25 protein-coding genes are annotated in these 24892 nt (G+C 42.0%); 16 read left to right on the forward strand and 9 right to left on the reverse strand.

Annotated features, from left to right (window positions below; translation table 11 throughout):
- Window positions 1–164: 164 nt before the first annotated feature.
- From hppD to trpS, 6 genes are all read left to right on the forward strand, one after another.
- Complete coding sequence (hppD, locus tag L4D20_RS12030; protein WP_428801834.1) at window positions 165–1250, forward strand: 4-hydroxyphenylpyruvate dioxygenase; 1086 nt, start codon at window positions 165–167, stop codon at window positions 1248–1250.
- 10 nt (window positions 1251–1260) lie between these two features.
- On the forward strand, window positions 1261–2397 hold the full coding sequence (locus L4D20_RS12035; protein WP_428801835.1) for a homogentisate 1,2-dioxygenase: 1137 nt from the start codon (window positions 1261–1263) through the stop codon (window positions 2395–2397).
- 38 nt (window positions 2398–2435) lie between these two features.
- A complete protein-coding gene (locus L4D20_RS12040) occupies window positions 2436–3497 on the forward strand; it encodes a fumarylacetoacetate hydrolase family protein (RefSeq protein ID WP_428801836.1) in 1062 nt (353 codons plus the stop codon).
- Window position 3498: 1 nt separating this feature from the next.
- Complete coding sequence (maiA, locus tag L4D20_RS12045; RefSeq protein WP_428801837.1) at window positions 3499–4152, forward strand: maleylacetoacetate isomerase; 654 nt, start codon at window positions 3499–3501, stop codon at window positions 4150–4152.
- A gap of 206 nt (window positions 4153–4358) precedes the next feature.
- Window positions 4359–5357, forward strand: coding sequence for a DUF1254 domain-containing protein (locus tag L4D20_RS12050; protein ID WP_428801838.1), 999 nt, complete (start codon window positions 4359–4361; stop codon window positions 5355–5357).
- 608 nt (window positions 5358–5965) lie between these two features.
- A complete protein-coding gene (gene trpS / locus L4D20_RS12055; RefSeq protein WP_428801839.1) occupies window positions 5966–6988 on the forward strand; it encodes a tryptophan--tRNA ligase in 1023 nt (340 codons plus the stop codon).
- 304 nt (window positions 6989–7292) lie between these two features.
- On the opposite strand, the gene L4D20_RS12060 is transcribed toward trpS, so the two are convergent.
- Window positions 7293–8039 (reverse strand): DeoR/GlpR family DNA-binding transcription regulator, encoded by a 747-nt coding sequence (locus L4D20_RS12060; protein ID WP_428801840.1) that lies wholly within the window; start codon window positions 8037–8039, stop codon window positions 7293–7295.
- Window positions 8040–8079: 40 nt separating this feature from the next.
- Window positions 8080–8784: a glycerophosphodiester phosphodiesterase family protein gene (locus tag L4D20_RS12065; protein WP_428801841.1), complete on the reverse strand. Its 705-nt coding sequence runs from the start codon at window positions 8782–8784 to the stop codon at window positions 8080–8082.
- A 298-nt stretch (window positions 8785–9082) separates the two neighbouring features.
- Here L4D20_RS12065 and L4D20_RS12070 point away from each other — a divergent pair, with 298 nt between their 5' ends.
- From L4D20_RS12070 to L4D20_RS12095, 6 genes are all read left to right on the forward strand, one after another.
- Entirely contained in the window at window positions 9083–10099 is a 1017-nt protein-coding gene (locus tag L4D20_RS12070; protein ID WP_428801842.1) for a C4-dicarboxylate TRAP transporter substrate-binding protein, read from the forward strand.
- Between the two features lie 107 nt (window positions 10100–10206).
- On the forward strand, window positions 10207–10671 hold the full coding sequence (locus L4D20_RS12075; RefSeq protein WP_428801843.1) for a TRAP transporter small permease: 465 nt from the start codon (window positions 10207–10209) through the stop codon (window positions 10669–10671).
- 9 nt (window positions 10672–10680) lie between these two features.
- Window positions 10681–11964, forward strand: coding sequence for a TRAP transporter large permease (locus tag L4D20_RS12080; RefSeq protein WP_428801844.1), 1284 nt, complete (start codon window positions 10681–10683; stop codon window positions 11962–11964).
- Window positions 11965–11991: 27 nt separating this feature from the next.
- The gene (locus L4D20_RS12085) at window positions 11992–12777 is read left to right on the forward strand and encodes an HAD-IIB family hydrolase (RefSeq protein ID WP_428801845.1); all 786 of its coding nucleotides are present in this window, start codon (window positions 11992–11994) and stop codon (window positions 12775–12777) included.
- Between the two features lie 331 nt (window positions 12778–13108).
- Window positions 13109–13996, forward strand: coding sequence for a DMT family transporter (locus L4D20_RS12090; protein ID WP_428802139.1), 888 nt, complete (start codon window positions 13109–13111; stop codon window positions 13994–13996).
- Window positions 13997–14194: 198 nt separating this feature from the next.
- The gene (locus tag L4D20_RS12095) at window positions 14195–15148 is read left to right on the forward strand and encodes a lactate/malate family dehydrogenase (RefSeq protein WP_428801846.1); all 954 of its coding nucleotides are present in this window, start codon (window positions 14195–14197) and stop codon (window positions 15146–15148) included.
- 63 nt (window positions 15149–15211) lie between these two features.
- Here the strand turns inward: L4D20_RS12095 and L4D20_RS12100 are convergent, their stop codons facing one another.
- On the reverse strand, window positions 15212–16618 hold the full coding sequence (locus tag L4D20_RS12100) for a serine hydrolase domain-containing protein (RefSeq protein WP_428801847.1): 1407 nt from the start codon (window positions 16616–16618) through the stop codon (window positions 15212–15214).
- Window positions 16619–16877: 259 nt separating this feature from the next.
- Here L4D20_RS12100 and L4D20_RS12105 point away from each other — a divergent pair, with 259 nt between their 5' ends.
- The 3 genes from L4D20_RS12105 (at window position 16878) to L4D20_RS12115 (ending at window position 18622) form a co-directional block, all read left to right on the forward strand.
- A complete protein-coding gene (locus tag L4D20_RS12105; RefSeq protein ID WP_428801848.1) occupies window positions 16878–17645 on the forward strand; it encodes an MBL fold metallo-hydrolase in 768 nt (255 codons plus the stop codon).
- 92 nt (window positions 17646–17737) lie between these two features.
- Window positions 17738–18106, forward strand: coding sequence for a hypothetical protein (locus L4D20_RS12110; RefSeq protein ID WP_428801849.1), 369 nt, complete (start codon window positions 17738–17740; stop codon window positions 18104–18106).
- A gap of 57 nt (window positions 18107–18163) precedes the next feature.
- Window positions 18164–18622: a hypothetical protein gene (locus tag L4D20_RS12115; protein ID WP_428801850.1), complete on the forward strand. Its 459-nt coding sequence runs from the start codon at window positions 18164–18166 to the stop codon at window positions 18620–18622.
- 119 nt (window positions 18623–18741) lie between these two features.
- Here the strand turns inward: L4D20_RS12115 and L4D20_RS12120 are convergent, their stop codons facing one another.
- From L4D20_RS12120 to L4D20_RS12145, 6 genes are all read right to left on the reverse strand, one after another.
- Window positions 18742–19371: an SGNH/GDSL hydrolase family protein gene (locus L4D20_RS12120; RefSeq protein WP_428801851.1), complete on the reverse strand. Its 630-nt coding sequence runs from the start codon at window positions 19369–19371 to the stop codon at window positions 18742–18744.
- A 217-nt stretch (window positions 19372–19588) separates the two neighbouring features.
- Window positions 19589–20830 (reverse strand): cysteine desulfurase-like protein, encoded by a 1242-nt coding sequence (locus tag L4D20_RS12125; RefSeq protein ID WP_428801852.1) that lies wholly within the window; start codon window positions 20828–20830, stop codon window positions 19589–19591.
- On the reverse strand, window positions 20808–21446 hold the full coding sequence (locus tag L4D20_RS12130; RefSeq protein WP_428801853.1) for a 2OG-Fe dioxygenase family protein: 639 nt from the start codon (window positions 21444–21446) through the stop codon (window positions 20808–20810). Before L4D20_RS12130 ends, L4D20_RS12125 begins: the two co-directional genes overlap by 23 nt.
- Before the next feature lie 330 nt (window positions 21447–21776).
- Window positions 21777–23123, reverse strand: coding sequence for a hypothetical protein (locus tag L4D20_RS12135; RefSeq protein WP_428801854.1), 1347 nt, complete (start codon window positions 23121–23123; stop codon window positions 21777–21779).
- Complete coding sequence (locus tag L4D20_RS12140; RefSeq protein WP_428801855.1) at window positions 23120–23416, reverse strand: DUF2249 domain-containing protein; 297 nt, start codon at window positions 23414–23416, stop codon at window positions 23120–23122. Before L4D20_RS12140 ends, L4D20_RS12135 begins: the two co-directional genes overlap by 4 nt.
- Before the next feature lie 64 nt (window positions 23417–23480).
- On the reverse strand, window positions 23481–23912 hold the full coding sequence (locus L4D20_RS12145; RefSeq protein ID WP_428801856.1) for a hemerythrin domain-containing protein: 432 nt from the start codon (window positions 23910–23912) through the stop codon (window positions 23481–23483).
- A 391-nt stretch (window positions 23913–24303) separates the two neighbouring features.
- Between L4D20_RS12145 and L4D20_RS12150 the strand changes: the two genes are divergently transcribed.
- Window positions 24304–24873 (forward strand): hypothetical protein, encoded by a 570-nt coding sequence (locus L4D20_RS12150; protein ID WP_428801857.1) that lies wholly within the window; start codon window positions 24304–24306, stop codon window positions 24871–24873.
- Window positions 24874–24892 lie beyond the last annotated feature (19 nt).

The raw sequence follows: 24892 nt of genomic DNA on the forward strand, positions 1-24892 counted from the left end.
GCATGAAAATCACTGTGTAACAATTTGATTACATCTGTTTTATTGTTGATAGGCCATAAAGTATTTTTGTAAGAAAGTTCTAATTTGTACCCACTTCATCTTAAGTTATTAAAAGGACCACGGTTTTTTGTAATGAAGATAATGCGCTATCGAAGGAGTGAAGCATGATTGATCAAAATAACCCATTGGGTACAGATGGGTTCGAATTTGTTGAATACACAGCAGCAACTGAAAAAGGAATTAATGACTTAAAACAGTTATTCAACTCATTGGGTTTTGCGGAAGTCGCTAAGCATCGCTCTAAAGAGGCGTGGCTGTATCGACAAGGTGATATCAGTTTCATCGTTAATGCAGAGCCTCACAGTCAGGCCGAAGAGTTTGCAAAAGTTCATGGGCCGTCTGTGTGTGGCATGGCTTTTCGTGTTCATGACGCAGGCAATGCGATGAAGCATGTGCTTAACAACGGTGGTGAAGAGTATAAAACAGAAATTGGCCCAATGGAGCTAAGCATCCCAGCGATTTATGGCATCGGTAATAGCTTACTTTATTTTGTCGATCGCTACGGAAGCCAGAGTATTTATGACGTGGACTTTCTGTTTTATTCAGATGCAGCACAAAGACTAAAAGAGAAAGATGTTGGCTTATATGAAATAGACCATTTAACCCATAATGTTATGCAGGGGAAAATGGATGTCTGGGCTGGTTTTTATGAGCGAATTGCTAACTTTAAAGAGATTCGATATTTCGATATTGAGGGAAAACTAACAGGGTTAACGAGCCGTGCAATGACAGCACCATGTGGGAAAATCCGAATCCCAATTAACCAGTCTTCAGACGATAAATCACAGATTGAAGAGTACCTTCGTGAGTATAAAGGCGAGGGGATTCAGCATATCGCCCTAACTACCGATGATATTTACCAGACAGTGAAAACTCTTCGTGAGCAAGGTATGGATTTTATGCCAACCCCTGACACGTACTACGACAAAGTGAATCAGCGAGTTGTCGGTCATGGAGAAGACCTTAATCAATTACGAGATTTGAGAGTGTTGATCGACGGCGCACCAGAGAAAGATGGCATATTACTGCAAATTTTCACTCAAACAGTTATTGGCCCAGTCTTCTTTGAAATTATCCAACGGAAAGGAAATGAAGGATTTGGAGAAGGTAACTTTAAAGCGCTGTTTGAATCTATTGAGGAAGATCAGATCAGACGTGGCGTGCTAGATGCAGAAAACGTGAAGTCATAGGCGGTTATTGATGAACAAATGGATATCGTTTCCACATAAGGAAGGCATCAGCTCAAAACAAGCTCATGCCGACTTTCCTGAGCAAGGAATCTATGAGCGTGAAGCGGGTCGAAGCGGATTTTTTGGCCCTGCTGCACACTTTCATCACCAGCATGCTCCAACGGGTTGGCAAGAGTGGCAGGGGGACTTAAAACCACGAGCGTTTAACCTCAATAATATCGAAGAGTCTAAACAAGAAAGCCCTTGGTCAGTTCCTGCTGTGCTTCACAATGCTCAATGTAAAATTCGCGTTTGGCAACTAGAAGAATCAATGACCGACTTAGTCCGCAATGCAGATGGTGATGAATTGCTGTTTGTGCATGCAGGTACTGCAAAATTGTTTTGTGACTATGGGCACCTTGATATCAGCGAGGGTGACTATGTGATGATTCCTCGCTCGACAATGTGGCGAATTGAAGTTGATGAGCCGCTATTTTTACTGATGATTGAAAACAGTGATGGAGCGTATTCATTGCCGGAAAAAGGCATTGTTGGTAATCATGCACTGTTTGATCCTGCAGTCCTTGAAGTGCCTTCGATAGATGATGAATTTAAGGCGCAATACTCTGAAGAGACAACAAAGGTTCAAGTGAAAAGGCACGACAGCGTAAGCGTTATCACGTATCCATTTAACCCGCTCGATGCAATTGGTTGGCATGGTGATCTTGCTGTCGTAAAACTCAACTGGCGTGATATTCGACCTTTGATGTCACACCGCTACCATCTTCCACCATCGGCACATACGACGTTTGTTGGCTGTGGATTTGTCGTGTGTACCTTTGTACCAAGACCCATCGAGAGCGATCCTGGCGCGTTAAAAGTCCCGTTTTATCATAATAACGATGACTATGATGAAGTGCTGTTCTATCACCAAGGTGACTTCTTTAGTCGAGACAATATTGAAGCGGGGATGATGACGTTTCATCCGGCGGGGTTTACTCATGGACCGCACCCTAAAGCCTTTCAAGCAGGGCGAGAGTATAAGAAGAAGTTTACCGATGAAGTAGCAGTCATGATTGATACTCGCCATGCACTACACTTTACTCAAGAGGCTGAAAACGTGGAAAATAAGGACTACGTATACAGTTGGCGTACGTCTGAGAAGTAACTCGATAACAGACCCTAGAACAAGGATGAGGAGATACAATGAAGTTAGCCACATTAAAAGATGGAACGAGAGATGGCACTCTTGTGGTTGTGAATAGAGAATTAACTCAATGTATCGCGGTACCCGATATTGCGCAGACATTACAAACAGCCCTAGATAATTGGCAGAGCGTTGTCTCATCACTTCAAGGTGTTTATGAATCACTGAATCAAGGGAATCATGCAGGGGCGATTTCGTTTTATAGTCATGAATGTGAATCTCCATTACCCCGTGCTTATCATTGGGCAGACGGTTCTGCGTATGTAAACCATGTTGAACTCGTTCGGCGAGCAAGAGGCGCTGAGATCCCTGAGAGTTTTTGGAGCGATCCTTTGATGTATCAAGGGGGCTCTGATGCGTTTATCGGCCCAACCGATGATATCCCTGTTGAAAGTGAAGACTGGGGAATCGATTTCGAAGCAGAAGTCGCGATTATCACGGGTGATGTGCCAATGGGAATCAAAGCGGATCACGCTTCTGATTCGATTTGTCTGCTGATGCTTGTTAATGATGTCTCTTTACGAGGTTTGATCCCCGCAGAACTCGGTAAAGGCTTTGGCTTCTATCAATCGAAACCTTCTTCCGCTTTTTCTCCGGTGGCGGTGACCCCAGATGAATTAGAGGATGCATGGAGCGAAGGGAAATTGCATTTACCGTTGATATCAAACTATAACAATGAACCGTTCGGTTGCCCAAACGCAGGGGTAGACATGACGTTTAGTTTTCCTCAACTTATTGCTCATGCAGCGAAAACGCGTCTGTTGTCCGCAGGAACAATTATTGGGTCTGGTACCGTGTCAAATAAGCAAGGTACGGATCATGGTAGTGCGATATCTGAAGGAGGCGTTGGCTATTCATGTATTGCCGAGGTAAGAATGATAGAAACCATCCGAGACGGAAAACCAAGTACTTCATTTATGCGTTATCACGATACGATAAACATAGAGATGAGGGATGAGGGTGGTAACACTATTTTTGGCGCCATTAACCAGAAGATCGTGCCTTACGGTCCAATATTAGATCAATGGTTTGATGAATTAGGCAGCGAGAAAGGAGCGTAAAATGGAAGAAAGGACGCTATATGGGTATTGGCGCTCTTCCGCCGCTTATCGTGTCAGGATTGCGCTTAATTTAAAAAAACTCGATTATCAGCAGCTCTCCGTTAACTTGATTAAAAATGGGGGAGAGCAGCATCACGCTAATTTTAGCGCACTTAACCCTAGCGAGCTTGTGCCCGTTTTGATTGATGGGAATTTAAAGCTAACTCAATCGTTGGCGATCATTGAGTATCTTGATGAGCAATACCCTCAGTTTCCTTTGATTCCAAGTGAAACCGAAGCAAAGTATAGAGTGAAAGCCTTAGCTCAAGATATCGCGATTGATATTCACCCCGTTAACAACTTACGTATATTGCAATATTTAGCAGGTGAGTTAGCAGTGACAGACGATCAAAAATCCCAATGGTACCGTCATTGGATTTCGGTCGGCTTTCACTCATTAGAGAAGAAGCTGTCCCAAACCTCAGGCTTATATTGTGAGGGGAATCAGTTGTCGTTGATTGACGTTTGTCTTGCTCCTCAAGTTTATAACGCAAACCGTTTTAAACTTGATATGAGCCCATTTCCTATTATCAGTGTAATACATAAAAACTTATCCGCACATCCCGCATTTATTGATGCGTTACCTGAAAATCAACCGGATGCCGTTCAAGTCTGAATGAACTTGTTGTGTGCTGACCGTCCGACCAATAGCTTTATATTACTCACTAGGTGTCATATCGATCACAAACTGGCAACAAAATCAGTGGCTTATTTAATCGATGTCATATATTGATGTTGTTGAGGCTCAGATTTGAGCGAATAAATAGATTAATATTGATACTAAATCAAAGACAGTTCATAAAGCCAGTTGGGAGTTCCATTATGAAAAAGCTTATTTTAGCCGCTATGTTAACGTCAACCACATTCTCAGTGTTTGCAAGCCAATCTATCGAAGTCACACGTGATAATTATGCTCAAGCAGAATCGCAAAAGATGATGTTAATGCAAGAGAAGCGAGGGGAAGGCGTGAACCAGTGGTTTAAATATCCTGGAGTTCCAACGCTTAAGCAACATGCGCAAATAGTACGCTCAAATAACGATACCGTGTATTCCACCGCCGTTATTGACACTTCAAAAGGCGCAACGGTGACTCTACCGGAAACCGATGGACGTTATATTAGTTTGCTACAAGTTGACGGTAATCACTTCACCAAGCCAATGAATTATGGCAGCGGTCAATATAAAGTGGAAGGAACGACCGACCATGTTTTTGTGATTGTTCGAATAGGAACGATTGATGGAAGCCCTGAAGATATTGCAGAGATTAACCGTCTTCAAAAGCAGTTAAAGATCGAAGCAAATAGCTCTAAAGCTGTACCCAAAAAAGCATTTGATGCACATACCCATGAAGTGGTTCATAAAGAGCTTCAAAAGGAGTTTGCTCAAATGGGCGGTTCATACGCTGGAATGTTTGGAACAGAAAAAAGTGTTGATATGAAGCTTCATCCGTTAGGTGCAGCAACGGGTTGGGGCGGTGCAATGGAACAAGACGCCGTCTATCAGATGTCTAAGAATTTCAATAGCATGGAGTGTCACGCTGTCACGTTTGAAGATCCTAAGGACAAATACTTCTGGTCAATTACCGTATATAACAAAGACATCTATGTATTTAGTGATAACGCACATGTAAGCAGCACGAATGCTGAACAAAATGATGACGGTACTTACACGGTTCGTTTTGGCTGTGATGGTCAGGCAAACAATATTACGATTGATAATCCAACGGGCGAGTGGTCACCATTGATGCGTCATTATGGGCCAAGTAAAGCGGTATTAGATAAAGAGTTTCAGCCTTTACTGGATATCAAGCCGGTAAAGTAATTTAAGAGCAATCAAAAATTCGCACCTCTTTTGAGTATAAATTCAAAAGTAGGTGCGATTTTCTTTTAAAAGAAAGGATAAAAAGCCAGATTCAGGTAAGTAGAAAACCAGTTCGAATATTCGTAAAGAAGATCGAAAATTATTCTTCAACTGGTGTCGGAGGATAATAGAGTTTGCCAGTTATAATAAAACCTGATCGGCTCTTGGCTATATCAAGTAGACGGGGGGGTACCTGGTTCCGTGATCAGCTCAATCACTTTTGCCCCAAGGTGCTCTATGAATTATCCATTAACCTATCAGACTCAATTCATACCGAAATTAAAAATATGAAAGATGTACTGTCGGATAGTGAATAATTTCAATTCTGAGGGCATTCACTTGTTCAAAATAACGGGAAATGAATGAATTTTAGAGGGTTGCGTTTCAACCTAGTTGTTGCTAGATTGTCAAAATGAAATACATTCCCATGACTACCTCATTCTTTTTCTGGTGGCGCTCTAATTAGAGCGGCGCGGAATTCTTACATTCTAAAGCTGCTGGAAGGTAGCCTAAGACTGTAACCTCTTTTGTATCTCCAGTAGCGATCTATTTTACTAGGAGATACATCTATGAACACAAAACAAGATACCAACAAATCAGAAATCATTTTAACCGGTGATAGAGCTACAGGCCCTTTGCATCTAGGTCATTATGTCGGCTCATTAAAGCAGCGCGTAAAATTACAGACAATTCATGACCAAACGATTCTTGTTGCTGATATGCAGGGCCTTACTGATAACGCTCACAACCCTAAGAAAGTATCATCTAATATTCTTAATGTTGTAGCAGACTATCTTGCTGTCGGTATCGACCCTTCTAAATCGACGATTTGTCTTCAATCGCAAATCCCCGCTCTTGCAGAGCTGACAATGTATTACAGTAATGTTGTAACGATCAGTCGGTTAGAACGAAACCCAACGGTAAAAAGTGAAATTCAGAGTAAAGGGTTTGAGCGGTCGCTTCCTGCTGGTTTTCTAACATATCCGATATCTCAAGCGGCTGATATTTCGGCATTTAATGCAACATTAGTTCCTGTTGGGGATGATCAATTACCAATGCTTGAACAAACTAATGAGATAGTGAGAAAGATTAACTCTTTAGCAGGAAAAGCAGTATTGACTGAATGTAAGCCCTTATTAAGCAATTCACCTCGTTTGCCTAGTACGGATGGGAAAAATAAGATGTCGAAGTCGATGGGTAACGCCATCAATCTAGGGGCGACTGAAAAAGAGATTTCAGCTGCCGTTAAATCGATGTATACAGACCCAAATCATCTGAGAGTTGAAGACCCAGGTGCGATTGAAGGGAATGTTGTTTTTACCTATCTCGATGCTTTTCATCCAGATTCGGATTATATCAGTCAGCTAAAAGAACATTATCAGCGAGGTGGCCTTGGGGACGGTACGACGAAGAAAATTCTAGAAGAGTGCTTGCAGGACATGCTTCGACCAGTAAGAGAAAGAAGAGCAGACTTTTTGAACGACAAAGCTCAACTCATTGATATTTTGGTGAAAGGAAGCCAACTCTCTAGAGAGAAAACAGAAAAAGTACTTTTTGATGTTAAAGATGTTTTTGGGCTTAATATTTTCTAAACAGGTCACTTATGCAATTTGATTCGAAACGTTTGTTATTTGAACGATAAACTTAACTATGCTCATCATACATTGCATGATGTTCTATTTATTTCAGGCGTTAGTGGGATTGAACTTACTAACGCCTTTTCGTTTAGCTGATTTTTGTAAAGCACACTCAACGGGGGAAAAGCATTAATTTTTCCTATACCTGAGATAATCTTTAGCAAGGTTGCCATCACGTTCCTGCCCAATAACGAGTTACAAAGATGCTTTTGCGCGTGTGATCACCGAGCGATTCTGTCGTATCTTGCGCGAGCAAACTCTATTGTTTGCTGATAATAGGCTGAATGTTGATATCTTCTGGAAGCTGTATCTTATTGGTATAGATTCTTTCAAATGCAGAGAGAGACGATACTTTCACGGCAGCAAAGCGATCCCACTTACTGGCATCTGCTACCAGCCAACTCTGACGACTATTACCAATAATAGATTGAGAAAGATCGGATTCGAGCTGTTCGTGCTCCATTGAGAAGTGACTGTCTGTCACTGAAGCACAACCACAAATACCAATGTCTGCTTCGAAACCTGAGAAAAAATCAATAACGCTGCTACCGACTAAATCTTGGTGCTCTCGACGTAACAGTCCACCTGCCATGTAAACTTCAATTTGTTCATTGGCTTCTAAAATTTTTGATACTTGGAGGTTATTGGTGATTATCCGCAATGATGACTTAGTTAATAAGTACTGAGCGATACGAGTCACCGTAGTGCCAATCCCCATCATGACCGTCGAACCATCTGGAATATCATTGGCAACGGCCATCGCAATTCTATCTTTAATTTCAGATTCAACTTCTGAACGAAAACGGTAACTGGTGTTGGCTAACGTAGTAGGAAGGCTAACTCCACCGTGTACTCGGCGTGCTAATCCTTGCTCGCATAGGTGATTTACATCACGACGAATAGTTTGGGTCGTTACTGAAAATAGCTCGGACAAGTGATCAATCTGTACGTCTTCATTGCTTTTTAGCGTAGACAGAATCTGTTTTTGACGGTCGTTCAATTCCATTGCTTACTCACTAAGTGCTTACTCGTTAAATGTTTATTCGTTAGAATTTATCTGGCATGTCTGTGATGATGTTATCGACACCGAGCTGGTAGTAAGTCTCTGCTTTTTCTGGCTCATTGAGCGTCCAGATCTTAAGAACTAGGCCTGACTCTTTAATCTGTTTTGCGGTTGATTCATTGAGAATTTGATGATCAATGTGTACGCTATAAAGCGCCAAAGACGTCAATGAATCAATGCTAGCACTGTTCCACACTTCGCAAATAAACCCTCTTCTCACTTTAGGTGCTAGCGTTTGGCACAAAACCAACGCGTCCTTACTAAAGCTTGAAAATAGCAATTTATCGATCGGGTAATCTCGGCTGTTGACGACGTCGATAACCTGTTCGACCAACGCGTGAATGGTTTTATCATCGTAAGTCTTTAGTTCAAGGTTGAGAGTTAGGTTGAGTTCAACACATTTGTCCAAAGCTTCTTCTAGAGTCGGAATGGTAACACCAGAGAACTCTTCTCCGAACCAACTACCTGCATCCAGTGATTTAAGAGTGGCAAGGTCTAACTCAGATATCTTGCCTTTACCGTTGGTGCAGCGATTCACCGTTTTATCATGAAAAACAACCGGAACGTTATCGGCACTAAGCTGAGTATCAATTTCAACCCAGTGAGCGCCTGCTTTAGCGGCTTGCTCAATACTTACTAACGTGTTTTCTGGTGCAAGTGACGCTGCGCCGCGATGTCCTGTGATCATAATATGCTCTCAATGTTCATTTGAAAATAAAAGTGACAATATATTGGGTTTATTACAGATTTATGATTATTTTATTCATGTATTTGAATTGAGACGATAGATCAATCAATGCTGTTTGCTAATGACATTAATCCAATAGTGGGAGCCAATTCTCACTCTCAATCTTACAAGTCGCCTAATGTTCATATTTGTAGTGAAAATGTTCATGTGAATGTAATAATTACTTTGCATACTCTACGAAACTTAATAACCCCCATTATTATTTGAGCTAAAAATAGCCATTACAAGGTGACGAGAAATGAAAAAGCTACTTATAGGTACGGTCATTGCTGCATCGGCGCTACTGGTCGGTTGCGGTGAATCAGAGCAAACGGACACGGCGGCAAAGGTTGAACCCATTAATATCAACATGAGTTTAGTGTTCTCACAAAATGAACTACTTACTCAAGAACTTATCAAGGTTTCAGATAAAATTCGTGAACGCACTGATGGCTCGGTCAACATTAAAGTTTTCCCTGGCGGTCAACTTCCTGTTTATAAAGATAACCTAGAGCAAGTTGTGAACGGAGCAAACTGGATTGCTGTTGAAGATTTAACGTACCTAGGCGACTACGTGCCAGACTTTGCTGCACTTGCTGGCCCAATGCTATACAACACTTACGACGAATATCTGGCAATGATGCGCACTGACTTTGTGGCTGGTCTTAAAAAACAAGCCGAAGAAAAAGGCGTTAAGGTTTTAAATGCTGACTATATGTTTGGCTATCGTCATATGATCACCAATAAAGAAATTGTTAACTCTGAAGACATGAAAGGGATGCGTGTTCGAGTACCTCAAAGTCAGCTGTTCATTAGTACTCTAACAGCGATGGGTGCAGCACCCGCTTCTCTACCATTCCCTGAAACCTATGCAGGCGTTCAGCAAGGTGTTGTTGACGGGCTAGAAGGTTCTATTCTGACTATGTACTCTACCAAGCTATATGAAGTGGCTAAGAACATGTCATTAACTAAGCACTTCCTTGGCACGGTAGGTATCTACATCTCGCCACAATTGTGGGACAAATTTACACCAGAGCAACAAGCTATCATCAATGAAGAGCTTGACGCAGGCGCTACGTCTAACACCGCTGAACTTGTTAAGTTGGACGTAGAATATACAGAGAAGCTTGAAGAGCTTGGAGTAACGTTCAACGAAGTGAACTCTGAAGAGTTCAACGAATTGACGGCGAATGTATATAACCAGTTCCCTGCGTGGAGCGAAGGTGTACACGCAACTATTATGGATGAGCTTGAAAAAATTCGTGCTGCCCAATAGCCGATCATAACAGTCTCATTTACTAAAAAGGATGCGATCTGGATGAAACCGGATCGCATTGTTCCTATTTTATCCCCCTGTTCCAAGACTTTTGATGGAGAAGGTTGTTGTTTTTTTTAAGAAATATTGAAGAAATACTCGCCTCAATTGCTATTTCAATCACCATTTTAGTGGTGATAGTGAACGTGATACTGCGCTATGGGTTTGGTTTTGTTGTCCCTTGGAGTGAAGAGTTATCGGTCATCTGTTTTATATGGTCGGTGTATCTAGGCATCAGTTCTTGCTACAAACATAAACTCCACATGGGCGTTGATGTGATTGTCGCCATGTTGCCAAGCAAAGTTAAGATACCTTTTAAGTTGTGCGTCTCTTTCTTTTTACTCGCACTGAATATTTTAATGGTCGTTCTGAGTTACCAGTACCTCATGCTTTCTAACAAAGTGACACCGGTGATGGGTATGTCTTACTTTTCCATTAATGGTGTATTAGTACTTTGTTTTTCTCTAATGGCTATCCACACAGTGAGATTCATTGTGGAAGATATCGCTTTACTCAAACGTTTACATAAATAGGTTCTGTCGATGGAAATCTATCTGCCGATAATCATTCTTTTTGTTTTGTTTCTTCTAAATATTCCTATTGCGTTTTCGTTGATTGCGTCATCAATGGTGTATTTCCTGTTCATCAACGAATCCATCCCCGTTAGCTTGGTTATGCAGCGTTTTATCAGCTCTGCTGAGTCTTTCCCGCTATTAGCTATTCCGTTTTTTATTATGGTTGGCTCGGTGATGAACTACGCGGGTATAAGCCGAAGCTTGCTTGCGTTCGCAGACTCTATGATTGGCCATAAAACAGGGGGCTTGGCGCAGGTTAATGTAGCGTTGAGTACCTTGATGGGCGGTATTTCTGGTTCAGCCAATGCTGATGCGGCGATGCAGTCCAAGATCCTTGCGCCTGAGATGACAAAGCGCGGTTACGATTTACCGTTTACCGCAGCTGTTACGGCCGCTTCTTCAAGTATTAGTCCGGTGATACCACCGGGTATTAACCTGATTATTTTTGCCTTATTGGCAAACGTATCTGTGCATCAAATGTTCATTGCAGGTTATGTCCCTGCGTTTTTGATGGCGCTGTCGCTAATGGTGACGATTGCGTTTATATCTCGTAAACGTAAATACAAGCCTTCACGCTCTGAAGCTGCGCCAGCAAAGGAGCGTATTCACTACTTCCTAAAAGCAATACCAGCGTTGTTGATCCCGTTTGGCATCATTTTGGGTATGCGATTTGGGTTGTTCACACCAACAGAAGCAGGCGCCATTGCCGTTCTACTTTGTATCATTATTGGTGTTTTCGTTTATCGAGAACTGGGTATTCGACATATTCCCAAGATAATGCGAGAAACGGTTCAGGGAACCAGTAGCGTCATGTTCATCATTATTGGTGCGATGGTGTTCGGCTATTACATGACCCTAGAACAAATTCCTCATAACGTTGCGGCTGCTCTGATTGAATTGACAGACAACAAGCTAGTGCTGCTGTTACTCATCAACGTTTTATTGCTCGTTGTTGGCATGTTTATAGAAGGGGGCGCAGCCATGATCATTCTGACACCGTTGCTGCTTCCTGCCGTATTGAACTTGGGTGTTAACCCTGTTCATTTCGGCATTATTGTCATCGTAAACATAATGATAGGGGGCGTAACCCCACCATTTGGTTCGATGATGTTCACCGTATGCTCGATACTAAAAGTGCGTATGGTTGATTTCGTAAAAGAGGTTGTGCCTTTATTGCTGGCACTGCTGGCGGTGTTGATGTTGCTGACTTTCTCTGAAAGTTTAGTGATGTTTTTGCCGAATTTACTTTAACACTATGTATAAATTTGAGGTGTAGTAATGAATTCGGTACCGAATGAATTAAGCCAAGATTGGAAAGAGATAGACTGGGTAATGACCGATGTGGACGATACCCTGACATGGGAAGGCCGTTTGCCTCCTGAAACACTGATTGCACTGCAAAAGCTAAGAGATGCAGGCAAGAAGGTGGTTGCTGTTACTGGTGCTTGTGCGGGGTGGTGCGACCATATTGCTCAACTGTGGCCAGTAGATGCGGTATTGGGTGAAAATGGCGCGTTTATCATGGAGAAAAAAGAAGGCTATTTAACTCTGCGCTCAGACGTTCCTTTAGACCATATTCGAACAAAGCAAGACAAACTGAAGTCGCAAGTATTGGAAATCTTGAGTGAATATCCAGAGCTTGAGCTCACTTTGGATCAATCTTACCGATTGTGCGAAGTAGCGATTGATATTGGCCAGAACCGTCCTAAAGTCGACGACCAAGTTATTGAAGAGGTCGTGGCTAAAATTCACGCGTTGGGTGCACATGCTACGGCGAGCTCTATTCATATTAATGCTTGGTATGGTGAGCATTCTAAGCGAGCGACGACGATGGCTTTCTTAAAAGAGAAAGGATTGTCAGATCATGAGATTTTACATCGTGCGTGTTATGTCGGCGATTCGATGAATGATCAGTTTATGTTTGAAGCGATGCCATACAGCGTAGGCGTTGCCAATATCAAACACTATTGGGATCGCTTAGATCATCATCCATCTGTTGTGATGCAACAACCTGGCGGGTTAGGCTTTTCAGAGTTCGCAGAAAAATTACTGGCGTTAAAGTAGTAAGCCCTAAGTGTAGAGAAGCAACAATATTGGTAAGCTCAATCTGAGGCGATGAAAGCTATTTTTATCGCCTTTTTGAACATTTGAGTTGTACATATTTCTATGTGCAATGGTTTGGTGCTCTAGTGATTGGTCAAGTCTATTTAATAACGTAGGCAATATAAAATACTTCTAATCTAGACAAAAAGTTAGTCGAATCTACTAAGTAACTTTGGCATCATAGCGAGGTCTTAAATCTCTTATCAATAGACGTAAATATTGCTCCATATTTTTGGCCCATACCTTTAATCTTAGCTACCCATTATGGCTAGCGATCACTTTTCGAGAGTGCATATTGAACACAGAATACAAATCCTCACTGATCCTCGTAATGACCACGATTCTAGCCGCGTTTGGTTGGATTTTTTCCAAAGAGGCTATTCAAGGGTTACCTCCGTTTGGGTTTATTGGGTTGAGATTTATCCTCGCCTCACTGTGTCTGCTTCCGCTTTGCTATAAATCATTGGTTAAAGCTCGATTGAAAGATATCACTTCGGCGGCAATGGTAGGGTGCCTGCTTGCGGGCGCGATTATGAATTGGATCTACGCTATTTCTATTAGTGATACGCTCGGCGAAGGTGCGTTTATTGTTAGCTTGTCGATGCTTATAGTTCCGCTTGTTGGTTGGCTATTGTTCAAAGAGCGTCCACAGCGCGCGTTCTGGTTGTCGCTACCTGTTGCAATGATCGGATTAGCCTTTCTCTCTTTATCGGGGAGTTGGCAGCAATCGAGTAGCCAGTTCTTTTTTATCGGCTGTGCCACCATGCTTGCGCTACATTTTAATGTGAACCGAAAATACGCACAAAAGCTGCCAGTGCTTTTGCTTACCACGATTCAACTGTTCACCGTTGGGTGTTTAGTTTCGCTGTTTTCACTTATTACTGAAGATTTCCCTGCCGTGATTGAACCTTCAATCTGGGTTTGGTTTGCGCTAAGCGTTGTTTTAGCTACCAGCCTTCGTTATGTCATGCAGACGCTAGGACAAAAGGGAGCAGCTGCGGGAACGGCCGCACTTATCATGATTTTGGAGCCTGTTTGGACTGTGATTTTAAGTATCCTTTGGTATGGCGAACAGCTCTCTACGGGAAAGCTGATTGGTTGTGGTTTTATCTTGTTAGCTTTGGTTTTATATCGAACTCAAGGCCGACTGTTTAAAGGCTTCACCCTTCGCCATCGCTAGAACTATGGTACTTTCATTAAATAAAGAGTTACTTGTAACTAGATGATCTGACTGCTGTTGATTGAAATATTTCAATTCAAATCTTAAATGCAGTAGATAATTCTTTATTTGATTCGAACGCTGAAATAAAGTTAGCGTTGATGATAAGGCTGTTAGTAGACTAAATTTAGTTGTAACACTCTTTATCAAGGAACGAACATGAAAATCGGTGTGATTGGCGCAGGCTCTGTTGGCGTTGGCATTTGTAATTATTTACTAACGCTAGGAAGTGTTAGTGAATTAGTCGTATTGGATCAAAACCTAGAGCGAGCTGAAGGGGAGGTTCTAGATTTTCGTCACACAGCTGCGTTAACTTTTTCAAAAAACACTCATATTATGGCGAGCGATGATTACTTATCATTGATCGGCGCTGATATTGTAGTTATCACAGCTGGTGCGCAAATCAAGCAAGGCCAAACCCGAATGGATTTAGCAGAAATTAATGCCAAAATTGGTGTTGATATTGCGCTTAAAGTGGGCCGAGTAGCACCTAATGCCACGTTAATCGTTGTTAGTAATCCATGTGATATCGTCACTCATTTCATTGTTAAAAACACCTATTTCTCTGCGAATAAAGTCATTAGTAGCGGCTGCGTTATTGATACAGCAAGGCTCATGTCTATTGTTGCGAGTCGAGTAAATCTTGACCCCAAAAATGTGTTTGGCTATGTACTTGGTGAACACGGAAGCAACTGCTTCACGCCGAAAAGCTTGATCAGTATTGCAGGGCAACCAGCAGACTATTATTGCGATACCAATCATCTTTCACGTATTGATGCGGATGAATTGCTGGAATCAGTGAAGCATGCGGGTTATGAGATCTTTAAGCGGAAACAGAATACTACTCATGGTATTGCTGCGAGTGTGTTTAGAATAATCCAAGCGATTAAGATTGATGAACGATCAGTGTTACCAATAGCGACGATGATTGATGGTGAATACGGGCTTAATGATGTAGTGATGAGCCTACCGACCATTGTCGGTAAAAATGGTCGAGAGTCGGTGTTGATTCACCCTTTTACTGAAGAAGAACTTACGGTGTTAGGGAGTATATCCAACCATATCAAGAATGACGTAGCCGAGGTAGCCAAGGCTACGGGATTAAGGGCTTAGAGATTATATTAAGGGGCACTTTCGCCCCTTTCGAATTTCGCCCCTTATGAATAGGTTTAGGCGCTATTTCCGATAAAACTCAAGCTCCCAGTCTCTCTGATATAGGGTAGCTTGGCGGTAATTAATGTTGCCAGATGGGGAGGTAACAAACTTCAATAATATGCCATTCTCACGACTTTCAAACTCAGTGTTGCTTAGCGGTTGAAAGGCGATTGCGTCTTGTCCTGTCCACTTTCCCATGAGTTGATCATTTTCTAAAAACAATTCTGCTTCAAGTGGCAGCGAGAAAGTTTTGTAGTGACCCAAATACTTGTTGAGTTCTTCTGCTGCGATTGACGTGAATGGACGGTTGTAGTTTGGAAGGGTTACGTCTTGATTGAAATACAGCCCGATTACAGTATTCATAATGTTTTTTTGGCTTTCATTGAGACCATTAGCTGTAATGGCAAAAGCAACGTCTTCCTTATCAAAATAGATTAACTGAGATTGAAACCCCTCTATTAACCCGTTATGACCCCACCCCATTTTGCCGTAATAGGGCATATACCATAGCCCTTTACCTACACCGGTGTTCATCGCTTTCATCTTATTTACGGTCTTAAGCGAGACTAACTTACCTTTAAATAGGGCATCAATAAAAATACCAAGATCGCTAGGGGTAGAGATAATCCCACCGGCACCGGCACTGACTGAAGGGTCCCAAACTGATTGTTCAAACCAATCACTACCCCAATAAGTGTATGATTGAGTATCAAAGTTACAACTGCTGTAGTCACGACACAAAGACGTATTGCGTAACTTTAACTTATCAGTAATGTGTGTTTTTAGATTATCTTCATAGCTGTTACCTGTCACATCTTCAATGATTAAGCCAAGGAGGTAATAGCCGGTATTTGAGTATTGCCTACTGGTTCCTGGCTCGAATTTTTGACGATAAGAGTAAAACCGGTCTAGCATTTGTTGGTTGGTTTGGCGTTGAGAGAAGTAACTAGCAAACTCTGGCGAGTCCGTATAATTGAATAGCCCACTTTGATGCGCGAGTAGGTGAGCGATAGTGATTGATTTTGATTTTTCAAAGTTTGGATAAAACTCGCTGAGTTCTGTCTTTAGTGATAACTCACCTTGTTCAATTAACTGAAAAATCATTGTTGCTGTAAATGTCTTGGTGATGGAGGCAATCGTATAACGTGTCTGCTTGTTGGCTAGGTTATGTTTAGCGTTATTTTGTCCAATAAAGGCATGCCCAATTTGATTCTGATAGAGCACTTCACCGTTCTCAACGATAGCCAAACTGAACATCGCTTTATTGTTAGCATCGATAAGCTCAATATATTCATCAATGCTCTCTAAGTTTGATTCACTCGCTACAGAGTAAAATGAGCAAGTAACGAATAATAGGGAAGCGATGGCTGACCAAATTGACCTTTTGAATGGCACTATCAAGTAGGTTGGTAAGGCTCTAGTTTTCATGGGTTTACCTTGTATATTTAAGGGTGGTATTCATAATATCCCAACTGATTGCTAATAATTGAAATAATCATAACGCTTGTAAATCATTTGGTTGCATATGTGCGGTTCGTCGAAATTATCCTGCTGTTGATAACGTGTCACAGAGTTATTTCTTCATTTTGTGGAGTGATAGAAAGAGTGTTAACTTATAACTGGTCTGACAAGGCTGTGTCATTCTTGTAGGGAAATAATTGCGATAGTAAAACAACAAGGATTCGTTGTGAAAGTACATACCATTCAAGGCTACATACAGACCATCTATTTGGTGGAGTATCCTGACAAGCTGATGCTTCTAGATGGAGCGAGCAGGGCAGATATTCCGCGTATAAAGGCGTTTATAGAGAACTGCCTATGCCGGACGTTTAATGATTTAAAAACTGTCGTGGTCACGCACATGCATCCTGATCATGCCGGTGGAGCGCACCTGCTGAGAAAGCAAACGGGTTGTAAATTAGTCTCTGCCAATAAAGAACAAGATTGGTATGCTGGCTTTGAAGGTATTGTTATGCACTTAACAGATTTGGCTCTGGCAAAGTGGATGGCAAAACGCATGGGAGCAAAAAGAGCGGCACTTTGGTATCCAAGAAGGCTTAAACCAGATTATAAGCTCTCACATGGAGAAGCTATTCCTCAGTTCGAAGATTGGCAAGTATTAGAGACTCCCGGTCATACGGATCGCGATTTATCTGTGTATCACTCAAAGCAAAAGGTCGTCTATATTGGCGATCTAATGGTAAGTGTTAAAAAGAGACTCATTGCCCCATTTCCTATTTTCCATCCCAATAAGTATCGTCAGTCAGTCAAATTGATTTATGATCTTGAGTGCGACTCAGTATTGGCGGCGCACGGTGGTGAGGTTATGTTCAATTCCGAGGCGTATGGTCATTTAATCGATACAGCGCCGAGACACCCAATCACTCATTGGCGTGTCACTAAGATTAAGTTGAAGGGCTTGTTTCGATCCGTTTGTTCTTTGAAGCAAAAATAGCAAGGAAAGCCTTTCGAATTAAAACGATCACTCGCAATATCCCAGAGCGTTATGTGTAAGAGTGACTCAATGCAGCGTTTCTGGAGAGTACAATGAAACAAGGAAGTATTCATTTTGAGGGAAATCAACTCTATTCTGTTAGGGGAGTCGATCCTATTGACCTCAAGCATATCGAGTATATGTATGTGAAATATTATGACAAACAAGCCAAAATTAAGCGCTCAGGGCTTATTAGTGGAATTGCATCTGCCGTGCTATTTATGCTTCACCCTATAGTAGGCTTAGTCATCTTTCCTGTGATTTTTACGCCGCTTTACCTAAAATCCCCCAGCTACGAACTACGTGTCTTTATCTCAAATAACTCAGGCTTTGGTTCAAAAGAGATTAGCTTTCATCGTTCGAATTTCCGAGATGAATATGATGAGATCATTGAGAAGGTGAAAGCGAGAAAACAAAGTTAGTTGAATTTATGCTACTTTACAAAGTGTTATAGTGCATTCAAACTACTGGCGATTATTATGAAGTATTCTTGGTTCTGTCTACCCCTATTTATTTTAGGGTGCAACGATGGTGCATACTCTCCAACGGAAATTGATATTGCACCACATGTATCGAGTGCCACTGAGGAAAGTGAACCTGATTATGATGTCGCATACGTTGATCTAAATGGCGATCAGCTAGACGACGCAGTCGTCTTAATGAAAGGAATAAACTGGTGCGGCTCTGGCGGTTGTACGATGTTTATCTTTAAAAATCGAGGGGATGATTTCCAGTTAATCTCGAAAAGTACTGTAACTAGAAAACCAATCAGTGTCGCCAACACAGAAACTCTTGGGTGGAAAGACTTAACCGTTTGGTCTCGTGGAAAAGGGTTGGTTCTTATGAGCTTTGATGGACAGAAATATCCAAGAAATCCATCTCTGGCGCCACTTGTTGACGATCAAGAAAGCTTCCAACAGCAGTTGCTCCTTGAATAAGCGATATACGACGTAATATTTAATTCCGATAGAAGAAACGCCCAAGAGAATTGATCTTGGGCGTTTACGTTTACCGCCAATTCTCATCGTGAACAGGGTAAACCTTCAAAGGGAAATAGCTAACAGCTTGGCAAAATCGAAGGAATGATGTCTGCCAATGCATCTGCAAACTTTGCATGCTCCTCTTTCTGCCAATGCACGCCTTCACGTTTACAAGTATGAATGTAGTCAGCGGCGTTTAAGAAATGACAGCCTAGCTCTTGTGCTCGCAATTCATAGAACCTAGCCAGATCCTTAGATTTCTCTTCAGCCCCAACAAAACTATCTATAAACGGGCCTGTCTCTAACACTGGTGGTGGTGCGACTAATAGCACCTCTGGTGGCTTTTCCATAAATGCGTGTTGAAATTGTTGGGCAACTTGCACTAAACGAGCTGCACCTTTTGATATATCGCTGGCAGTTGCATTAAATCGAGTTTGCAAATCGTTCGTTCCAAGTACGATGATAACAAGATCAGGATGGTGACTCTCTAAGCAGGGTTGAAGATAATTTAACCCACATTTTCCCGGTTCGAACGGGTCTTCAAACACAGTGGTGCGGCTGTTCTGTCCTTCTTCTATGATTCGATAGTTTGACGAGATTTGAGTTTGCAGTCGCATGGTCCAGCGTTCATCGGTATTGAATCGACGAGGTTGGTCAGGAGCGTAACCCCAAGTATTGGAGTCACCAAAACATAGAACAGTTTTCATAAGCTTCTTAGTGAGTCGTTGTTTTATTTCGATATTTCATTATGACGCACGGAATAGGCTATTTGTAATAATTAGCGACGTATTGGGTGACAATTATCAAATTTGGTAGGTAAGCTCGTATATATGAACGTATTTCGTCGGTGATATAGAGTAAGAAAAGCCACCATAGGCAGCTTTTCAGACTCAATTAAGTAAAATTAGACAGTCGACGGAGCGATTAAATGACACTGTGTAAGGCTGTGAAAAATCGATCTATTTCGTCCTTAGTGTTGTAGTGCATTAATCCAACTCGAAGTATTCCACCTTTATGGGTCACACCAAGTGCATCTGTTAATCGGTCAGCATATAAGTGACCACTCCAAGTGTAGATCTCTTGCTCGCCTAAATGAGCAGCAACCTCAGCAGGATCGGTGTTACCGAAACGAAGAGCAAACGTCGCAGTTCTATTATTAGCCGTTGGCTCGCCAAACAGCTGGACCGACGAGAACTCTTTCAAACGTAATAAGAAGTAAGTAGCCAGTGACTCTTCATATTGATGGATATTGCTATACGCTGATTCTAACTTGGTTCTTAAATCACGCCCTTCACCTAATGATGCAAGATAATCAATCGCCATAGAAAACGCGGATAATGCTTCGAAATTTAGTGTCCCTGTTTCCCAACAGTTAGGCGCGAAGGTTGGTGCTGGCTCAACTTTGTAAGGTTTGTATTTTTCCAGCATCTCTTTACGCCCAAACAACACACCCAAGTGAGGGCCAAAGAACTTGTATGCAGACCCTGCAACAAAGTCGGCGCCCAATTTCTGTACGTTGAGAATCTGGTGCGGCAATAGGTGAACGGCATCGATGAATACGACACTACCGTTTGCCTTAGCTAGTTTAGTCACCTTGTTAATATCTACGATAGTTCCAGACAGGTTACTTGCGGCAGTAATGGCAACGAGACGTGTTCTATCATTGAGCAGAGACTGAAATTTTTCTAGGTCTAAATTACAGCTTGAATCGATTACCGGAACGTAGTGAACTTTTACACCTTTATCTTGTGCGGCCATTGCCCAAGAAGATCGATTTGCTCCGTGGTCTGCGTCACTGAGAATGATCTCATCACCAGCTTGCCACTCTTGGCTGATAGCGCGGCTAAAGTGAAATGCCATGGTTGTCATATTTGCGCCAAAGACCATTTCATCTTTAGATGAGGCGCCAAATAGAGCGGCTGCTTTCTCTCTACAAAGATCTACCAAGCTAACGGTATTCTTACTCACTGAGAACCGCCCACCGAGGTTGGAATTACCGTTATGTAGATAAGAACCAAAGCCTTCAATGACTGACTGTGGTAACTGTGTTCCGCCAGGGCCGTCGAAATAAACAGGTGATAGCCCATTGTTAAGTGATTCTAACGCTGGAAACTGTGTACGTAAGCTCGAAACATTCGTTTGATTAAGCGGTAAATACGAAGACATCACGTACTCCTTTTTCGCCAGCTTCACTAGAAAGAGTTTCGGAAATATGATGGAAAAAACGAGAGTCATTGAGGATAACGAATTGGTTCTCTTCCAACACACAGTTTAAATGCGGGTGCTGTTCTACAGGCGAAGAAAAAATCTGGGTAAATCCGCCCGTGATATTTTTTCGCTGCACACAGAATATCCCTACATAACGATAGCCGTCTTGATGTATGCCTTCTGGCGCCGGTGCACTTGTAGCGTCAGAGTTGCAAGTAACACGAATTTGGTGAACATCGACCACTGAATTATCTTTATCTGTTCCAGTTCGTTGCATAAAGGATTTAAGTAAGTGTTGGAAGTCTGGAGTTTTAACCATCTGATTGTTCATTTCGGCGAAATCTCGCTCTACATCTCCAACGACACGGTTAAATTCTGACGATTGAGTAAAGGTACTGTGAGGCAGCCTTGTTAGCTCTGTGTCTTCGGCTTGGAACCGAGCATAAGTTCGATAGCGGTGATCGCTGTCGACATATTTATCCGCAGGTAAATCTTCGAAATATGAAGAAAGCTGAGGTGCAATATTGCTCGGTGTTTGAAAAGCTTCAATCAGAAATTTATTTTCCATTTCCATGACCTGTCCTTGTATGGCTTATGTGTTTTTACTTAACAATAAATTAACAACAAGCGTATTATCTCGTTATTTTAAAACTTATCAATACATAAGGCCAAGAACGCACGTATATTCCAGAATTTAAATCCGCCAAGTCTGGTTTCTGGTTGTATTGGCTGAATTTCGATCAGAAATCAGATGAAAGCACTGACTTAATGAGATTTATCCCTATTATTGTGGCGTCCAGTGCTATTGGATATGGTTTGGTGAACAGGTTACTTTAAAAATTGAGTCATTGATCTGATGTGAATATATTGATAATACAGGCGTTAACTTTACCGTATGACCCATTTATATGGACATCTTCGGAGCATTAAGCAACTTGTCTCGATACTCGGGGTATTGAACAACAGCACCATAAATGTTGTACGCGATAACTAGCCAGTTAATAGCAAAGGTAATTGCCATTAAAGGGGTTGCCGCTGGTAGCAGTAAAGCAACCCACAGCGTTATAAGCAGTGTTAGGTAAGAGTAAAACTGTCGCTTCATGTGAACCCTGCTGATCAGCTGATAGTGATCAGGCAGTGGGATCATTGCCATTGGATTTTGCATCATGAGGCGTTGTAAGTGTAGTGAAATTAGAAAGGGGACTATTTTAAGTAGCATGCCTTGAATGATGGCTAATACAAAGCCAAAACTGAACAGGAAGCCTAGTAATACCTCTAGCTTGGTTTGCCACATAATGGCCCATTCAGGTTTTGCAATTGGTAGAATTAACCACAGTAATAATAAGCAGGCGAGCACTAAGTTAACTAAGCCAAGCTGCCAATAATTGATCACAACGTCGGGTAATTTACGCTTGCGCTTGGTTAAACGCTCTAGGGTGATCACGCAGTAAAGTAGCGTTGCTGCAATGCATAGTAGCCATCCGAACGAAAGCCATTCCCTAGAAAGCCATTCCACCGAAAAAGAGCCGCCAAACACTTCAACACTTGCTACACCAAACCCTGAAACGAGTAGAGTGATGAGAGAGTAACGCCACTTTTTGCTAAAGCTGGGTGTTACGTGAAACATTGGAATGACTTGAAAGCTCACTGCCATTATTAGCAGCATGACCCAACCAAAACTACCAATGCCTGCATGTAAATTAGTTAGAGCTTTGCCAGTGCCCGGCATATAGCCCCACAGGTAACCACTGAGTAAAACCAGCCCAATAAGCAGCAAGGCGGCCAGTGCTGAGACAGCAAATAAGATGGGTAAACGCGTTTGTTCCCCATTTGCTTTCATTAATAGCAGCCAGATAAGCGAGAAGCAGAAGTAGCTAAGGCTTAGGCCAAGTAAAACAAATGGTAATAGAAAACTAAGCCAGCCCAGAAATGCTGCGGCTAATGTTAAAACACCGGTCACTAGAGCGGCGTGAAACATGTGTAAGCGCATACCCGTTATTGGTATAGCAGCACCACAAAGTACAGGCATGACTTGAAATAGAGATCCAATCATCACCATTGCCATCACCCCTAACGCGATTAAGTGCGTAATTGCGAGGGTTACAGGCATCCAACGACTGATCCATAGAGTTTCCCCATGCAGTGCGATTAATATGGCTGCTAACAATGCAAAAATAGGTGCGCTTAGGTAGAAGCGGATAGGGGATGAAATAGCCGGAATGGCATCAAAGTTCAGGCCTGACATTCTCATAGTGGGTATTTCTTGTAGAGAGATTTATTTACTAATAGTTGCTCAGCCAAACTCTTAGCGTCGTTATCTTTAACTCGCCAAAAATAGAGCTGAAAATGTGATGGAGTAACTTCATCGCAAAGATACTCGAAGCGTTCTGCAATCATTTCAAATAGTGGTACGGGTTTACGCCTATGCGTTACCGCAAGTACTTCACCAGCATTTAGCTTTTGCAGAGCTGCGGTGATCTGGTGCATTGGCTGCGGTGGTTCAAGCTCACTCACATCTAATTGCGTTACTTGGCGCAAATCCATCCCGTCCTCACTACTTCTTATTACTTAATAACCTATTGCGCAATAATTCAATTGCTTAGTTTCGTTATTGTGCGCTCATTTGCTCAACGATCTCTGCGCTATTGCTAAGGTGGTTATCTGTCATGGGGTAAAGAATTTGTTCTTCTTTCATATTGTGCTGTTGAATGAAGATCATAATGCTTTCACTGCTGCCCATTGCGCGCTCGATGTCTTGTTGTTCAATCGCTAACGCCATCTGTTCAAACATAGACTTAATCTGTGCATGCTCTTGACGCATCACCATCGTTGGTCCTGTTGTCAGGCCAGTTTGCTTTTCAAAGGCAGGAAAAAGGATCTGCTCTTCTAGATTAAAGTGGTGTAGGGTCTCTTTTTCAAACTGTCCCCATAGCGCTGCAAAGCCGCTCCAGTCTTTATTGGCTAATACGGCTTCCGCTTCAACGAGAAGGTTGTCACAGGTTTTGTGATGTTCGGTCATAAATTCTTGAATTGACGCCATTATCGGTTCCTTATTGATTTTTTGTATCTCAATTTTAGAGATGATATCTGGCGTAATTAGTGAAAGCTATGCTAACGAAGTGGTAGTTCTACGTTGGTTTGATTTGAATCATTATTTACAGTTTAAATAATTGGAGCTCTAACTGCTAGCATACGAAACTGTTTTTTAAAAGAATCTATTAACTCCCACTTGTTTAAGATTGAGTCGCTTAGTTTGATACATACTGACGCTAAGGTGATAACTATTACTTATAACTCAGATAGCGAGTAATGATTGTAGATTATCTCTGTGTGTGGCTATAGTCACTACCAACAAATGTTCAGTATGGATTGTCTGAAATTGAATACGCAAAAGGAATTGTTTTCTTCGAGTATTATTTGGATTATTGACAATGAAAAAAACTCTTATGGTAACAATTGTTTCTGTAGCATTAGCTTTAACAGGTTGCTCATCTTCAAGTGACTCTAATGGAGTTACTCCCCAGAAACCATCAATCCCAGATATGGATGACTCACCTCAATGGGGTTTAGATTTGGGTGACACTCCTGATTGGGGTCTAGCAGATCCTGATTTTGGTATCCCAGATGTCGAAAATACGCCAGACCGACTACCACCTGTTTGGGGTGGACCTGAAATGCCTCCAATAGATAACGGCCCTGAAGCAAGCTATACAATAGATGGAAACACGATCACGGGTGCCGATGGTAAAACTTACCTTATCAGCAGTGTTGATTGGCATGGTCAAGGAATGACGGTTCTTGATAAAGAAGGTAATGAATACAATGTTTCAGTTGTCCGTCAGGGTGACTATGAAGGTGATTTTGGAGTCGTAGTCGATGGTGAAAGCATTATCATCGGCGGTGACACTGTTCAAGGTGGTTTAAGACCTTTAATGGAAACTTCAAAACCGGCTATTAATCGCGACTCTATTCGTGATTCTATCCGTTCTCGCTTAAATTAATTCGATAATTTCTAATGCT

The sequence above is a fragment of the Vibrio kyushuensis genome (genome assembly GCF_050337325.1).
Lineage (GTDB): Bacteria > Pseudomonadota > Gammaproteobacteria > Enterobacterales > Vibrionaceae > Vibrio > Vibrio kyushuensis.

Bases quoted from the DNA above. Each gene is read 5' to 3' on its own strand.
- hppD (WP_428801834.1), top strand. From the start codon at position 165: ATGATTGATCAAAATAACCCATTGGGTACAGATGGGTTCGAATTTGTT.
- L4D20_RS12035 (WP_428801835.1), top strand. From the start codon at position 1,261: ATGAACAAATGGATATCGTTTCCACATAAGGAAGGCATCAGCTCAAAA.
- L4D20_RS12040 (WP_428801836.1), top strand. From the start codon at position 2,436: ATGAAGTTAGCCACATTAAAAGATGGAACGAGAGATGGCACTCTTGTG.
- maiA (WP_428801837.1), top strand. From the start codon at position 3,499: ATGGAAGAAAGGACGCTATATGGGTATTGGCGCTCTTCCGCCGCTTAT.
- L4D20_RS12050 (WP_428801838.1), top strand. From the start codon at position 4,359: ATGAAAAAGCTTATTTTAGCCGCTATGTTAACGTCAACCACATTCTCA.
- trpS (WP_428801839.1), top strand. From the start codon at position 5,966: ATGAACACAAAACAAGATACCAACAAATCAGAAATCATTTTAACCGGT.
- L4D20_RS12060 (WP_428801840.1), bottom strand. From the start codon at position 8,039: ATGGAATTGAACGACCGTCAAAAACAGATTCTGTCTACGCTAAAAAGC.
- L4D20_RS12065 (WP_428801841.1), bottom strand. From the start codon at position 8,784: ATGATCACAGGACATCGCGGCGCAGCGTCACTTGCACCAGAAAACACG.
- L4D20_RS12070 (WP_428801842.1), top strand. From the start codon at position 9,083: ATGAAAAAGCTACTTATAGGTACGGTCATTGCTGCATCGGCGCTACTG.
- L4D20_RS12080 (WP_428801844.1), top strand. From the start codon at position 10,681: ATGGAAATCTATCTGCCGATAATCATTCTTTTTGTTTTGTTTCTTCTA.
- L4D20_RS12085 (WP_428801845.1), top strand. From the start codon at position 11,992: ATGAATTCGGTACCGAATGAATTAAGCCAAGATTGGAAAGAGATAGAC.
- L4D20_RS12095 (WP_428801846.1), top strand. From the start codon at position 14,195: ATGAAAATCGGTGTGATTGGCGCAGGCTCTGTTGGCGTTGGCATTTGT.
- L4D20_RS12100 (WP_428801847.1), bottom strand. From the start codon at position 16,618: ATGAAAACTAGAGCCTTACCAACCTACTTGATAGTGCCATTCAAAAGG.
- L4D20_RS12110 (WP_428801849.1), top strand. From the start codon at position 17,738: ATGAAACAAGGAAGTATTCATTTTGAGGGAAATCAACTCTATTCTGTT.
- L4D20_RS12115 (WP_428801850.1), top strand. From the start codon at position 18,164: ATGAAGTATTCTTGGTTCTGTCTACCCCTATTTATTTTAGGGTGCAAC.
- L4D20_RS12120 (WP_428801851.1), bottom strand. From the start codon at position 19,371: ATGAAAACTGTTCTATGTTTTGGTGACTCCAATACTTGGGGTTACGCT.
- L4D20_RS12125 (WP_428801852.1), bottom strand. From the start codon at position 20,830: ATGTCTTCGTATTTACCGCTTAATCAAACGAATGTTTCGAGCTTACGT.
- L4D20_RS12130 (WP_428801853.1), bottom strand. From the start codon at position 21,446: ATGGAAATGGAAAATAAATTTCTGATTGAAGCTTTTCAAACACCGAGC.
- L4D20_RS12135 (WP_428801854.1), bottom strand. From the start codon at position 23,123: ATGAGAATGTCAGGCCTGAACTTTGATGCCATTCCGGCTATTTCATCC.
- L4D20_RS12140 (WP_428801855.1), bottom strand. From the start codon at position 23,416: ATGGATTTGCGCCAAGTAACGCAATTAGATGTGAGTGAGCTTGAACCA.
- L4D20_RS12145 (WP_428801856.1), bottom strand. From the start codon at position 23,912: ATGGCGTCAATTCAAGAATTTATGACCGAACATCACAAAACCTGTGAC.
- L4D20_RS12150 (WP_428801857.1), top strand. From the start codon at position 24,304: ATGAAAAAAACTCTTATGGTAACAATTGTTTCTGTAGCATTAGCTTTA.